At 45.8% G+C, this 13,796-nt stretch carries 13 protein-coding genes; 4 read left to right on the forward strand and 9 right to left on the reverse strand.

Features of this window, described 5'->3' with window-relative positions:
• Nucleotides 1–31 precede the first annotated feature (31 nt).
• From L5M49_RS08520 to L5M49_RS08535, 4 genes are all read right to left on the reverse strand, one after another.
• On the reverse strand, nucleotides 32–568 hold the full coding sequence (locus tag L5M49_RS08520) for a DUF1294 domain-containing protein (protein ID WP_263265837.1): 537 nt from the start codon (nucleotides 566–568) through the stop codon (nucleotides 32–34).
• A 29-nt stretch (nucleotides 569–597) separates the two neighbouring features.
• Nucleotides 598–1,803 (reverse strand): DUF418 domain-containing protein, encoded by a 1,206-nt coding sequence (locus L5M49_RS08525; RefSeq protein ID WP_263265838.1) that lies wholly within the window; start codon nucleotides 1,801–1,803, stop codon nucleotides 598–600.
• Nucleotides 1,804–2,002: 199 nt separating this feature from the next.
• Entirely contained in the window at nucleotides 2,003–2,440 is a 438-nt protein-coding gene (locus L5M49_RS08530; protein ID WP_028761325.1) for a nucleoside deaminase, read from the reverse strand.
• A 65-nt stretch (nucleotides 2,441–2,505) separates the two neighbouring features.
• A complete protein-coding gene (locus L5M49_RS08535) occupies nucleotides 2,506–3,423 on the reverse strand; it encodes a LysR family transcriptional regulator (protein ID WP_263265839.1) in 918 nt (305 codons plus the stop codon).
• Nucleotides 3,424–3,558: 135 nt separating this feature from the next.
• Here L5M49_RS08535 and xapA point away from each other — a divergent pair, with 135 nt between their 5' ends.
• Nucleotides 3,559–4,386, forward strand: a complete 828-nt coding sequence (xapA, locus tag L5M49_RS08540; protein WP_263265840.1) for a xanthosine phosphorylase — start codon at nucleotides 3,559–3,561, stop codon at nucleotides 4,384–4,386.
• A gap of 206 nt (nucleotides 4,387–4,592) precedes the next feature.
• Here xapA and L5M49_RS08545 read toward each other — a convergent pair whose 3' ends face one another.
• Nucleotides 4,593–5,093, reverse strand: a complete 501-nt coding sequence (locus L5M49_RS08545; RefSeq protein ID WP_263265841.1) for a hotdog fold domain-containing protein — start codon at nucleotides 5,091–5,093, stop codon at nucleotides 4,593–4,595.
• A gap of 224 nt (nucleotides 5,094–5,317) precedes the next feature.
• On the opposite strand from L5M49_RS08545, the gene L5M49_RS08550 reads away from it, so the two are divergent.
• Nucleotides 5,318–6,232, forward strand: a complete 915-nt coding sequence (locus L5M49_RS08550) for a DUF368 domain-containing protein (protein WP_168823005.1) — start codon at nucleotides 5,318–5,320, stop codon at nucleotides 6,230–6,232.
• A 227-nt stretch (nucleotides 6,233–6,459) separates the two neighbouring features.
• Nucleotides 6,460–8,034 carry a hypothetical protein gene (locus L5M49_RS08555; RefSeq protein WP_263265842.1) on the forward strand — a complete coding sequence of 525 codons (1,575 nt, stop codon included), beginning with the start codon at nucleotides 6,460–6,462 and terminating at the stop codon, nucleotides 8,032–8,034.
• Nucleotides 8,035–8,113: 79 nt separating this feature from the next.
• Here L5M49_RS08555 and L5M49_RS08560 read toward each other — a convergent pair whose 3' ends face one another.
• From L5M49_RS08560 to L5M49_RS08570, 3 genes are read right to left on the reverse strand one after another with little or no spacing between them, the layout of a single operon-like run.
• Nucleotides 8,114–8,773 (reverse strand): transcriptional regulator, encoded by a 660-nt coding sequence (locus L5M49_RS08560; RefSeq protein WP_263265843.1) that lies wholly within the window; start codon nucleotides 8,771–8,773, stop codon nucleotides 8,114–8,116.
• Between the two features lie 50 nt (nucleotides 8,774–8,823).
• Nucleotides 8,824–10,098: a serine dehydratase subunit alpha family protein gene (locus L5M49_RS08565; protein ID WP_263265844.1), complete on the reverse strand. Its 1,275-nt coding sequence runs from the start codon at nucleotides 10,096–10,098 to the stop codon at nucleotides 8,824–8,826.
• Between the two features lie 24 nt (nucleotides 10,099–10,122).
• A complete protein-coding gene (locus L5M49_RS08570) occupies nucleotides 10,123–10,506 on the reverse strand; it encodes a RidA family protein (RefSeq protein WP_028761317.1) in 384 nt (127 codons plus the stop codon).
• 256 nt (nucleotides 10,507–10,762) lie between these two features.
• Here L5M49_RS08570 and L5M49_RS08575 point away from each other — a divergent pair, with 256 nt between their 5' ends.
• Nucleotides 10,763–12,034, forward strand: a complete 1,272-nt coding sequence (locus tag L5M49_RS08575; protein WP_028761316.1) for an amino acid permease — start codon at nucleotides 10,763–10,765, stop codon at nucleotides 12,032–12,034.
• Between the two features lie 113 nt (nucleotides 12,035–12,147).
• Here the strand turns inward: L5M49_RS08575 and L5M49_RS08580 are convergent, their stop codons facing one another.
• A complete protein-coding gene (locus tag L5M49_RS08580; protein WP_168823013.1) occupies nucleotides 12,148–13,767 on the reverse strand; it encodes a methyl-accepting chemotaxis protein in 1,620 nt (539 codons plus the stop codon).
• Nucleotides 13,768–13,796: the final 29 nt, after the last annotated feature.

A 13,796-nucleotide genomic window follows, 5' to 3' on the forward strand; every position in this document is an offset into this window, starting at 1 on the left:
GCCTTTGTATAAAAGCCCTTAAATAAGAGCATTAGATAAACATATCTACGGCGCCGGTTTTTATGCCATAACCCAGCACGGCTAAGTTAGCGACAACGGTGAGCCAAAAGACGTTTCTAAATGAGGCTTTAACGGACTTGTGTCTTAACAGGTTTTGGGCAAATAGAGCGCCTGGCCAACCGCCCATGAGGGCGAGCAGATGTAATGTGCTTTCTTTAGTGCGCCATTTGTTACGTTTAGCGGCGGATTTATCGATGGCATAGGCGATAAAGGTGAGCAGGCTTAGTGTGAGGTATATGCCCGCAATCCCGACTGGCAGCATATGTTGCTGCGCTGCGCCGATTAAGCTAGCAAGAAAAATCACCACCAATAACAGCGGCATAAGGCTTGAGCCTGAAGCGGCTGTATTGGATTTTTGAGCGCGACTACTTTGTGTGCGACTGTTCTGAGCGCGACTACTTTGTGTGCGACTGTTCTGAGCGCGACCGCTTTGTGCTCGACTCTTTTGCGGGCGATTGGTTTGAGGTGAAGCGCTGTTGCCCGTTTTAGTAGTTTTTTTGTTCGTCATTATTTGGTATCAATCTCGTGTCAGTGTTTTTAAGCTTGCTTGTGTTCTTGTGATGCCGTGTATTTTTTAAACACGAGGTGGCGCCACAGTTTCTCTAGCGGCCCTTGCTTGAAATAGCGTAAGTACAGGCTGGCTAACAGTAGTTGCACTACTGAATAAACCAGCGCCATGGCCATGTATCCCCATCTATCTAAGCTCAATAGCAATTCGGGAGCTAAGTGTCTAAACACTAACACGCCAATGATGGATTGCAGAATATAGAGACTAAACGCGAGTTTGCCTACATTTTGCAACGAAGTCAGTATATTAGGATTATTCTGGCAAACCTTAACTATAATGTGGATGTAAATCAGCGCCATAGGAATAGCACTTAGCATGATTAACACATCTGAAAACGCAACGAGAATAGTATTTTTCGTTAAACCTAAGATGGTATCAAGCAGTGATAGCGTTACGCTTGCTAGCACTAACTTTACCAGTACCGATTTACTAAAACCTTGCTCAAAAGTCCCTTGTTGATACAAAGCCATTCCGAGCAACATCAAGCCAGCCGTAAACCACATTATGGTAAAAGGGATCACCAGTGCCATATAGCCAACTTGCATCAATTGCAGTAACAGTTGGTCGGCATAGCCAGAGGTCCATGCACTGTATTGCTCTGCAAATAGACTCGATTCTCGAGTGAAAGGTTCATCGCTGCCCGTAAGGCTAACCAGCGTAATGATAACTAAGGCGCTTAAAATAAAAATATTCGCTTTGCGCTTAAGGGCTTCAATACTTAAATCTTTGTAACACAAAGCTAAAAATCCGCTGATGCCATAGGTGAACAAAATATCACCTGACCAAATAAAAATGCCGTGGAGTAGGCCAAATACAATTAACCATTTTAAACGTGTTCGCAGTAGGGGATAAGCTTCTAGGCCTTTGGCGCTAAATCGCTGATATTGAATAAAAAGCCCGACACCAAACAGGATGGAAAATAGACTGATAAAGCGTGCCTCGATGAAAAAGTTACTGAACACTTTGATAATGTGATCCGACAGCGGCTGTGTTTCATGGGGCGCATAGCCAAAAAAAGTAATGCCCATAAAATAGATATTCATAAAAAATATCCCCAACACAGCTAAGCCGCGAATAGCATCGAGGTTGGCATTACGCTGTGCGGGTATAGTCATTACAACAGGCTGCGTGGAGTCTGATCTTGACCAAGGGTCTTTAGGTAAGTTGGCTGACACGTTAGCTGAGTTCCTTTCGCTAGTAGACATGTTCCACTTTTCACTGGAATTTGGGAGGGCTAGCCTAGCAGGCGCTAGCCCCCAATGAAATACAGTCAACACAAAAAGTAAAATACAGGAAAGGTAGAAAGTGAACTAGCGCCAACGTAAAAAGTGAAATACAAAAATGCAGAAACGGATTGAGAAGACTGTCGAACCATTACTCGCCGATATCTTCGTTCCAGAGTGTGGGATTACTGGCGATAAAGTCCTGCATCAATTGTTTGCACTCGGCATTATCGACCACAGTGACATCCACACCGCGGGATTTAACATAGGCTTCAGGCCCTTGGAAGGTAGCGTTTTCACCGACGATGACTTTTGGTATGCCATAAAGTAATACTGCGCCGCTGCACATATCGCAGGGCGATAGGGTGGAATACAAGGTCGCCCTTTGGTACTCGGCGGCGCTAAATCGGCCGGCATTTTCGAGACAATCCATTTCGGCATGCAGTACTGAACTGCCTTTTTGTACCCGTTTATTGTGGCCGCGCCCGACGATTTTACCATCGATCACTAATACCGAACCAATGGGGATGCCGCCCTCGGCGAGTCCTTGTTTGGCTTCTTCAATGGCTGCCGCTAAAAATTCATCCATCTTGATATCCTTAAAATATGAACCCTGAGTATTGCACTCAGCATAGCACTCGTTTGGGAGACAATCTAAATGGTTTTGATTTGTTGCTTCAATAAGTTCCTCAGGCTATCGATAATCGGCAGCGAAGCTATTTCTGGCCGATAAATCAGGCAGATATCGGCGGGGATGGTTTGTTTTAACTTAATAAACTTTACCCTAGGCCAAGGTTGTGAAGCATAACTTTGCGGCACTATGGATACCCTGTTATCGGCAGCGATGATGGCCATCAAGCTATTGGGCTCGACCATTTCCTGTACTAATTGCGGCATAAATTCTGCGGCCTGACAGCTGGCGATAATTAAATCGCTAGAGGCAGAATTGGCACGGCTGAGTAAGGTAAAAGGCTCATCTTTGAGTTCACTCAAGTCGATGCTTTTGCGTCTGGCTAAGGGATGCTTACTTGCCAGTGCTAACACCATAGGTTCGCTGGTGATAGTTTCGGCGAGAAGGTGCGGCAAATTTAAGGTGTCGGCGTAGCGCACTAGGCCAAAATCGATTTCTTGATGTGCTAAGGCGACTTTTTGAGTTTCAGGTGATAACTCTTGAAATATCAGCTCATTATCAGGGCATTGCTTACGAAAGCTTTTCAGTATGTCACCAAATCCCATCCAAAACAGCGAGCTCATGATGCCAATCCGAATATGGTTTCTATCGAGTCGCCCAAGCTGAGCCACTTGTTCCAATGAGGTATTCACCAGTTCGAATATTTGCTCGCACTTCTCTCTTAACAATTGGCCATAGGGAGTGAGCTCGACCTGACGAGTGCTGCGGGTGAATAGCTCAACGCCAAGGAGCGATTCTAACTCTTTGATTTGTGCGCTCAGCGGAGATTTCGATAGATGCAGTTGTTCGGCGGCAGCGGTAAAGTTTTTCACTTCAGCCACTCGATGAAAATACCGCAGCATCTTCAAGGTGACGAGTTCTGATGCGTTTATCGTGCTCATTTTAGGCTCACTATTTTCAGATATTGTCCTTTTTATCAGCACAATAGTGCGGTTAATCGCGATTATTTGCAACCCTAAGCCCGCTTATACTGAGGGTCGTTTACTCTTTCATTCCTTTGCTATGAGGTACCTTGTATGAGCAATGATCCTGTTATTAATGCCCTTGCGACGATTCGTGCCCGTAAACCGAATTTCTCTCCCCGCGCTGCTATGATTTTGGGCTCAGGGCTTGGCGCGTTTGCTGATAATTTAGATAACAAAGTAGTGATCCCCTATGAAGAGTTAGACGGCTTTCCTGTGAGTACCGTCGTTGGCCACTCGGGAGAGCTTGTGCTCGGCAGCTTACATGGCATCGATATAGTGTGCATGAAAGGCCGCGGGCATTTTTACGAGCACCAAAGCATGAAGGTGATGACGACGCCTGTGCGTACTTTCAAACGTTTAGGGTGTGAATTGTTACTCGTGACTAACGCTGCGGGGTCATTACGGCCAGAGCGGATCGGCGTGGGATCATTAGTGATTTTCAGCGATCACATCAACACTATGCCGGGTACGCCCATGACGGGCGCAAATGATGATAGCTACGGCCCACGCTTTTTTAGCCTAGCCAATGCTTATGATAAAGACCTGAGAGCAGAAGCCTTAAGTGTTGCAAAAGCCGCAGGCATTGAAGTGAATCAAGGGGTCTTTGTGTCTTACTCTGGCCCGTGTTTTGAAACCGCGGCTGAAATCCGCATGATGCAAATCATCGGTGGCGATGTAGTGGGAATGTCCGTGGTGCCAGAGGTGATTTCGGCGGCGCATTGTGGTTTGCCCGTGTTGGCTGTGTGCGCCATTACCAATATGGCAGAAGGGTTGGGGGACGTGCAGTTATCCCATGAACAAACCTTAAAATGTGCCAAGCTTGCTGAAGCCGACTTTATCCTTTTAATTGAGCAATTTACCGCAAGCCATTTCGCTTAATATTTTGCATAACTGTGCAGCTATATTGCGATATGGCTGGGATTTTAAGAGCTCGTATCTAACAGTCGTACTTAAACGTGAGCGAGCAAGGCGCCGCGCAATTCAGTTCACCGAATGTTTTTGCGAAATACGGCTGAAGGTTAAAAAGTAAAGGGAGCAAAGCTCCCTTTTTAAATGCTGACATTATAAGTCTTGATTCAAATCGTTTATTTTTGCGGTTTTTCTGAAATCCACAATTTGATATGTCCTTTCACCACAACCACTCCTTGGGTGTCGTAGGCGGTAACGGGGACCAGCATATCGCCAGGAGTCCATTGCTCTGGTGTCACTTCGGCGATACATAAAATATCGCTGCCTGCTTTAGCCGTATAATCCAAACTCATGCCCTTAGGGATCCAACGTAAATGTTTTGGAATAGAGGCTTCGGCCATCACGCCCATGGCCATTTCTAGACCATTACAAATCGCAATCACATGCACAGTTTTTATATGATTATGAACGGCATGGCGTTTTTTAATTAAACAGGCGCAATGATTAAGGCGTAATTCAGTGATCAGTGGTTTGATGGTGCCGAAATAGGGCGCCATGCGTGAAACCATCATTGAAAACAGTTTTTGGCCGAAGGGATAACGGCGAGTCTTATGGTAGAGCGCGAGCACTTTATTAGGTTTTTGTTCTGCAGTGCTAGAAGAGTCTGTCTGGCTCATGGTCATCCTTAATAATGGTGCAAAGGGGTATGGTTAGCTTGAGCCTGTTCCAAGTTGAGCTTGGGTTGCTCTGGTCGGACGAGTGTAACATTAGGATAACAACAAATACCAGTCGGCTTAATTAAGTAAACTTCATTTCGCGGTTTTAAGTGTAACACCGTATAATTGCGGCCAATTTGTCGTGTAGCGGCAATGGCATGTTGATTTAACTACAAGGACTCACAGTGAAATATTTGCTGACGTATTTTAAGGGAATGGCCATGGGCGCTGCTGATGTTGTGCCTGGCGTTTCGGGCGGCACCATAGCGTTTATTACGGGTATTCTCGATACTTTGCTCGATAGTGTAAAACGCATTAATCCTTCCCTTTGGGGCGTAATCAAGTCGCAGGGCATAAAAGGGGCATTTGCCCATATTAATGGTGGCTTTTTAGTGAGTCTGCTGGCGGGGATCCTGACCAGTATTTTTACCTTTGCGAAGCTGATTTCTTGGTTGTTGGCGGTACATCCCATCCCGATATGGTCGTTCTTTTTTGGGCTTATTCTTATCTCTGTCGTGCATATGCTTAAGCAAGTGAGTGGTTTCACTGTGGCACGTTTAGGGTTATTTGCGCTTGGTGTGCTGGCGGCATGGGCGATTACTGTACTGAATCCGGTCGCGGTAGAAGCCAGTTACATGAATATCTTTTTCGGCGGCGCGATTGCGATTTGCGCTATGGTATTGCCGGGAATTTCAGGCAGTTTCATCTTATTATTGTTAGGGTTATATCCTGTGGTTCTCGCAGCCGCTAAAAATATTCAGCTGGATATTTTGGCCTGTTTTGCTGCTGGTGCCGTGATGGGATTACTGACGTTCAGCCATTTATTGTCGGCGCTGCTGCGTAAATACCATGATGCCACTATCGTGTTTCTAACCGGATTAATGTTAGGTACCTTAGGTAAAATTTGGCCATGGAAAGAAATCTTAACTTGGCGGACCAACTCCCACGGCGAACAAGTACCTTTACTGGAGCAAAATATTTCCCCGCTTAATTTTGAGCAAGTAACGGGTCAGCCTTCACAACTGCTGTTCGCCATTGTGTGTATGTTAGCGGCGATTGCACTGGTTTGGGGGTTAGAGAAAGTGGGCAAAAGAGATTAACCCTTTGTTACCTCAACATCATATTCAATAAAAGCAGCGAGATACGCTGCTTTTATTTTTTTGCTCATATGTTCATCTTACTTGAATCAGGTCAGCTTTCGACTTTAGGGCAATGTCATTTTAGCCCTGTTTTGGTTACAATCACAGTTCACATTTAGCGTACTCAGTCGACGTTATGTTCCAGTTTAAACTCAGTGAGAGTTTGCAGTTACGATAAGGATATACTTGTGGATAAAAAACAGGTCTCGTGGGGCGGTGTAGCGCTGGCGATTTTTGCTTTGGGTCATGTGGTTAACTTACTTATAGATAAACAGGATTCTGATATATCGCCCGAATTAAAACAGCAAATTTCTGACACGATCTTGGCTCACAGATCACCATCCACCACGAATAATTCATTAACGTCCATCCCGAGCAATCTTGAGGTGGCCGACGATTCTACCAAAATCCCTATGCCTGCCCAGTTAGCCCAAGTGAGTCAAATCTACAGTAATCTCAGTGCATTTGCGGCACTCAAGCAAGACGGTACTGTGGTGGCATGGGGCGATGCTGAATGTGGTGGCGATATCAATAATGCCGCAGAGCCTCTGGTCAATGTAAAAGAGTTATACGCGGCGGAGAATACCTGTGGTTTTGCGGCCTTAACCCGTGATGACAAACTTATCCCTTGGGGGATGGGGATGAAGCAAGTGCTGACAGGCGTTCGTTCTTTTGTGTTGGCAGAAGGGCTTTATGCGGCCATCAAACAAGATGGTAGTGTAGTCAGTTGGTCTAATCTGGATTCAACACCAGCCGAACTGCTCTCGGGTCAATATGCTGCGCCTGCGATGACCAATATTGATTTTGTGTTGATTAATAAAGGTGCCTTTGCTGCCTTAAAGCAGGGGGGAGCAGTAGTGACTTGGGGCGATGCCGCTTATGGTGGCGATAGTCGCCACGTGGCCTCTGAGCTTAACCATGTCGATCTGCTCTATGCCAACAATAATGCTTTTACCGCGAGGACGGCGACGGGAAAATTAGTGTCTTGGGGCGGGGTCAGCGATGATCAAAAAGGCCGCGAACAACTGGCAAAACTCAGCCAATTAGCGCCTGCCGTGAAAGTTGTCAACACGGATCATGGGTTTGCGGCGCTGCTGGCGGATGGCAGCGTATATACCTGGGGTGAGGGCGAATTGACTGAGTATCATGTCGCGTTTCCAGCGCGTTTATCTACTACAAAACGCGCCAATAAAGTGATTGATATTTATGCAAATCGTGGCGCGTTTGCCGCACTAACCATCAGTCGTCAACTGCACGTATGGGGCAGTAAATTCAATGGTGCCGATACATCAGTCCTACAGGATAAGTTGCAAAAAGTGCACAAGGTTTATCCCTTTGAGGAGGGTTTTGTCGCGTTACGCAGGGATAATACGGCCATTGCTTGGGAAGGTTGGGACTTGGTAGACAAGCAGCCACGTTATCAAGAAGTCACTCAGGTGAGCAAAGTGGTGACCTATGAGCGGGAGTTTGCCTTTTTAAAACAGGATGGCACTGTGGTTGATGGCCACTCTGGACCCAAAACTGAAATTACCCAAGCAACGGATATTTTCCCGACAGGTTTAGGGTTTACGGTTAAACGCCAAGATGGTTCGATTGCGGTGTGGATGGGAGGCGAGGCTGCGTTAACATTAGATAAACAAGCCGTTGATTTGAGCCAAATGCGCGACATTCGCAGCAATTTGCTCGATGCCATTGCCTTAATGGCCGATGGAACAGTGCAGGCATGGAATATGATGGGCTTTAGCGGACAAGCTACGCAATAACAAGCGCAAAACAATAAAACCAAAGGGCTAAGGTTATTTACACCTTAGCCCTTTCTATTTAGGCGAGTTTTTTCTCGCTTTAAGCTTGATTGGCTTTGATTTCCCGCAGATAGCGATAAATCGAATGCACCGAAATCCCCAATCGAGTTGCTGCGACTTGGGCACTGTCCTTGAGTTCGAAAATCCCTAACTCATGCAATTGATTGACGATTTCGCGACTCTTTTGTGAAGTTGAAATCGCGGGATTCGCGCGAACCTCATGGTTCACACTGTCGATAGTGCTATGGAGCGCTTCATCAATATTGCGGGCAAACACTTCGGGCGAGCTGGTCAGTTCGCTGCCAAGGAGTTGCTCTGGCATCATAGTGCGCAGTACTGATTGCAGTGGTGCATCCATGTCGCTGTTAATACACAGTAACCCTATGGGTTGATTTTTACTGTTACGGATCACCGTCGTAATTGATCTTAGCGTTTTACCATTGGCACATTTAGTCAGGTAAGAGTTGGAAATATCCTGACCGGTTTTGAGCTTGAGCAAGGCAAGGTTGGTTATTGGAGCACCCACTTCACGGCCTGTGACATGGCCATTGGCAATTTTGACCACAGACGGATGTTTCGCATCTAGGCTGTGCAATACCACTTCTGTGTGTTGACCATACATGGCAGCGATGCCATCGACGATATTTTCGATGGATTTCAGAATATCCAGATCACTTTGCGTTAAATCTTGCAGTTTCACAATTTCAACCTTTAGTTATTAACCCGCAAATATTCAGCGGGTTAAAATCATCATGCCGACATAATATCGATAATAGTGACATCTGTGGATGACATGCCATTGAGGATCATTTTGCCAATGTTTTTAATGGTTTTCTCTACATCGGTAGCAATAATACCTTGGCCTGAGACATTGTGACTACTGAGCGCCATCAAAAATGAGCGCACGGCCGCACTGGATGAAGTGCTAACCTTCATGGCGCAGGACGCTTTAGCGCCGTCACACACCATTCCAGAGCTGTCGCTGATCACGTTTTGAATCGCGAAACAGGATTGTTCGAACGAGCCACCGGCTAAATACACCATGGCCATAGAAGCGGCTGCGCTGGTGACGGTATTGCCACAAAATGCCGACAGTGGTGGATAATGGGACTTGATATAAATCGCCCCTAGATGGCTCATAATCAAGGCGCGGGCGAGTTTTTCTTCCGAAACCTTATAACATTGTGCCGTCAATACCACAGGAATAGTTGCCGCTATGCCTTGATTACCACTGCCAAGATTACTCATGGCGGGCAAGTTTGCCCCGCCCATGCGAGCATCGGATGCTGCAGCAGTTAACATGACGATTTTATTCAGTAAGTCTTCACCGATAATGCCGGCGGCTATGCCGCTTTTCATGGTGCGGCCGACTTCAAGCCCATAGGGATTCGCCATGCCTTCATCGGATAATTTGCCGTTTAGCTCAGAGGCTTCGAGAATGAATTTGATCTCTTCGAAGGGGACTTCTTCGGCGAAGCGATAAATGGACTCGATAGTGATATCCACGCCTTCACAGATGGAACCAGTGGCTTTAGCTTGCGTGCTATCGACACTGAAGACGGATTCGCCGTTGAGGCGCTTCTCGGCGATCAGTGTATGGCCGCCGCAGATTTTCACTAGGGCTTCGCGGTCGCCTTTTTTCGCGATGACACAACAATAGATAAATTCTGCTGTTTCGGTGCGCTCGACCGTCACCTTGCCCGCATCGATAAGGGCCTGTGCTCTGGCGACTTGTTCTGGCTTGATCACAGCCAATACTTCTAAGCCCGCATCAGGATTACCCGCAATGGCGCCTGCTGCAGCGGCAATTGCCAGACCGATTTTGCCTGTGCCAGGCACAAACACGCCCATAGAGTTTTTATAAAGATTGTCAGACACTTGTACTGCAATTGAATCGGGTTCAACACCCAGCAAGGCGCGGGCGACGGCGGCGGCGTAAGCGGCGGCGATGGGCTCTGTGCAGCCTAATGCGGGCTTAACCACTTGTTTAATGATTTGAATATACTGCTGCCATTGGGGTTTCATGAGCTTACAACCTTATGTTAATGCTTAGATTTTAACGTGTGCTATCGCTTCAACTTCTACTTTAACGCCCAGCGGAAGGTCCTTCACTGCAAAACAGCTACGAGCTGGGCAGTCGGTTTTAAAATAGGTTTTATACACTTCGTTAAAGGCGGCAAAGTCATTGATCTCTGCAAGATAACAAGTGGTTTTAAGAATCGTTTCTAAGCTGCCACCACCCGCTTCGAGTACGTATTTGAGATTCTCTAATGATTGAATCGATTGCTCAGTAATCCCACCGTCAACTACGCTGCCTTTCTTTTTACAAACAGGGAGTTGGCCAGAGGTAAAAATGAGGTTGCCATAGGCTGTGCCATGGGAATAAGGGCCAATGGCCGCGGGAGCGCGTTCTGCGTGAATAATGGTTTTCATAGTCTCTCCAACTTGCAAATAAAATTGAATGCCTAGGTCGGCGTATGTGCAACATTATTTGTATTTTTATGTTTTATTGCAATTATTTTTTAATGAATTTCATTTGTCACTGCAGTTTGTGCGCTATTTATCTCGTTTTCAATCAAGTTGTGAGCTTTAACTCTTTGTTCAACAAAAGTTGAGTATTTTGATTGCTGAGTTTGTTTTGTTCAAATATATTTGCACAAAATAATACCAACTAGGTAAAGGTGAAATGATGGATGCAACAATTACTGCTGCACAGTGGAAAGCAGATACCCGCTTCGATAGTACGGATTGGGGCTGGATTATCATGAGTATCGGAATGGCGATTGGCGCGGGGATCGTATTCTTGCCTGTGCAGGTCGGTTTGATGGGGTTATGGGTTTTCTTACTGTCTGGCATTATTGGCTATCCTGCCATGTATATGTTCCAACGGTTGTTTATCAATACCTTAGCGGAATCTCCAGAATGTAAGGATTACCCGAGTGTGATTTCGGGTTATTTAGGTAAAAACTGGGGTATGTTGTTGGGTGGTTTGTATTTCATCATGCTGGTCATTTGGGTGTTCGTTTATTCAACGGCCATTACAAACGACAGTGCTTCATTTTTGCAAAGTTTTGGGGTCACTAAAGCGTTATTGTCAGAAAATCCTTTCTATGGTTTAGCCTTGATCTGCGGTCTTGTTGCTTTAGCCTCCCGCGGTGAGAATCTTTTGTTTAAGATCTCTACTTTTATGGTACTGACTAAGTTGGGCGTTGTCGCCGTGCTAGGGTTATTGATGGTGGATAAATGGGATATCAATAATATCGGCGCTATCCCAGCAACGGGAGATTGGTTAAAAGATGCGGTCGTTATGCTGCCCTTTACGCTAACATCGATTCTGTTTATTCAAAGTTTAAGCCCTATGGTGATTTCATACCGTTCGCGGGAAAAATCCCTTGCGGTAGCGCGCTTTAAAGCGATGCGCGCCATGAACATTGCCTTTGGCGTCTTGTTTGTCGTGGTGTTCTTTTATGCCGTGTCATTCACCCTAGCAATGGGACATGATCAGGCCGTGCGTGCATCGGAAGAAAATATCTCGGCTCTTGCTATGGTTGCCCAAGGTATGCAGGGACAAACACTGAAATTGCTGAGTTTAACCTTGAATATTTTTGCGGTGATGACGGCTTACTTTGGCGTATATCTCGGTTTTAGGGAAGCTTGCCAAGGATTGACCATGAATATGCTGCGCCGTTATATGCCTGAAGATCGTATCAACAAAAAGCTTGTTGGTTACGGCATTATGATTTTTACCATTCTATTATCTTGGGGCGCGATTGTGTTGAATGCGCCAGTGCTGAGCTTTACGTCGATTTGTAGTCCAATTTTTGGTTTAGTGGGTTGCTTGATCCCCGCTTATTTAGTGTACCAAGTACCTGCATTACATAAGTACAAGGGCGTGTCGCTGTACATCATTATTATCACAGGCTTATTGCTGTGCGTATCCCCCTTCTTAGCGTTTAGTTAACACGGATTAAGTGGTACAAAAAGATAAGCTTTAAGGAATTAAAAAACCGGTATTAAGTGTAAACTCAATACTGGCTTTCTGTGTTGAGCAATTATCTCGATAATGCTCTATGGTCAAAGTTTGAATTGAGATGTGGCGTTTTTTAGTTCATCGGCAAAATCGACTAATCCCTCAGAAACATTGCGAACCTGCGACAGAATTTGCAATGTCTGTTCAAATGAAGCGTTCATATTGACGACGTTATCGACCACTTGAGAAGCGACCGAGGCTTGCTCCTCCGTTGCCGAGGCGATGTGAGTATTCATACTATTGATACTGACAATCTGCTGTTGAATTGATTTCAGTGCACTCCCTGTATTTTGAGCATTGGTTTCATTTTCCGATGACTTCGACATCGCCACATTCATGGTATTGACCGAGGAAATGGCCGCCGTTTTAAGGTTTTGTAACACATGACGAATTTCAGTGGTTGCATCGGCTGTTTTAGAGGCGAGAGCGCGGACCTCATCAGCGACTACGGCAAAGCCTCGTCCTTGCTCACCCGCGCGGGCGGCTTCGATGGCGGCATTAAGTGCCAACAGGTTGGTTTGCTCGGCAATAGAGGTAATCACATTTAAGATAGAAGTGACATTTTCAGTATCTCTGGCGAGCTCGTTGATCGAGTTAGAAGCCGCCTGAATTCCTGTATTTAATTGCTGTGAAATATCGATTGTGCGCTGAACGACTGTCATACCTTGCATCGCTTCTTTCTCCGCGACCTGTGCTGCACTGGCGGCTTGGCGGGCATTTTGTGAGATTTCGATGACAGAGTGACGCATGTCTTCCATTGAGACTTGTACTGCGCTGGCATCATGGCTTTGCCGCTGGGTGGCATGCGTCGCATCTTCCATGCGCTGTTTCAGTGAGCGCGAGCTATCAAGCAAGGGATCGGTAACATTCACCACCCTTCGAATAGAATCTCCGAGCAAGCGAAGAAATCGATTGAAGTTACTTGATACTTGGCCGAGTTCATCACTACCAGATACTTTGAGCTGATGACTAAGATCGCCTTTTCCATCGGCCAGCTCACTCAGTGACTGGGCGACATTACGCGCAGATGAGCTGATAGCACGTGCAATGGCAATAGTGACAATCAACATCACGATCAGCAAAGCGATGCCGATGGAGAGGGTGAGCCACAAACTTTGCGCAGATCTGTCGCCAGCTTCTTTTATCGATTGTTTAAATTCGAGTACTTTGCTTTGTTTGTAATCTTGTATTTCATTAAGTACAGCTTCATAGGCTTGGGATTTTTCTTGGCTGATCTGGCCAATGTTTGCCATATCAATCGTACCCGCCAACATGCCTTTAGCCAGCTTAATCGTCATGTCGTTATAGCGGGTTAATTTAGCGGATAGATTACTGAGTTTATTGGCTTGCGAGGGATCGACACTATCTAATTGTTGTAGGTTTTTACGTAGAGATTCATACATAGTACCTGCATTCGTTAACAGGTCTTCGTCGGCAAAAGAAACCGATTGAGTGTAAAGTTCATCGAGTCGTTGGATAAAAAACACGTTTTGATTGGCGAGTTCAACTCTTTGGTAAACTTGCTGCTCCATATAATTAAGTGTGGTGCGATTTTTATTTATGGAGATGACACTAATGCTTAAGTTTAAAGCGAAAATGATGACAGCTAAAATAAATATCGCGATAACTTTTTTAAAAATAGAAATATCATTAAAGAAATTCATCCCTTGCCCCCAAGTTGTGCCGAGCTTGA

Origin of the sequence: Shewanella sp. SM74, assembly GCF_025653725.1 — a bacterium.
In the GTDB taxonomy this organism is placed as follows: domain Bacteria; phylum Pseudomonadota; class Gammaproteobacteria; order Enterobacterales; family Shewanellaceae; genus Shewanella; species Shewanella oncorhynchi.